We start from the raw sequence: 506 nt of genomic DNA, 5'->3' as shown, positions 1-506 counted from the left end.
AAAACCCCCGCCATCCCCACCAGCTGCCAATGGGGCATCTTCCTCCGCAACCACGACGAACTCACCCTCGAAATGGTCACCGACGAAGAACGCGACTACATGTACGCCGAATACGCCAAAGACCCCCGCATGCGCGCCAACATCGGCATCCGCCGACGCCTCGCCACCCTCCTCGACAACGACCGCAACCAGATCGAACTCTTCACCGCACTCCTCCTCTCCCTCCCCGGATCACCGATCCTCTACTACGGCGACGAGATCGGCATGGGCGACAACATCTGGCTCGGCGACCGCGACGCCGTACGCACCCCCATGCAATGGACCCCCGACCGCAACGCCGGCTTCTCCTCCTGCGACCCCGGACGCCTCTACCTCCCCACGATCATGGACCCCGTCCACGGCTACCAGGTCACCAACGTCGAAGCCTCCATGTCCTCACCCTCGTCACTGCTCCACTGGACCCGCCGCATGATCGAGATCCGCAAACAGAACCCCGCCTTCGGCCT

General features: G+C 64.0%; 1 protein-coding gene. It reads left to right on the top strand.

The features are described 5' to 3' along the window. Positions 1-506, top strand: a 506-nt coding sequence (locus ACLVWQ_RS40420; protein ID WP_414114329.1) for an alpha-amylase family glycosyl hydrolase, incomplete at both ends; no start/stop codon positions are given.

Source organism: Streptomyces sp. CWNU-52B (genome assembly GCF_047444975.1).
GTDB lineage: Bacteria > Actinomycetota > Actinomycetes > Streptomycetales > Streptomycetaceae > Streptomyces.
Note: the sequence above shows the minus strand (reverse complement) of the source record. Positions and strands in the feature narration are given on the sequence as shown.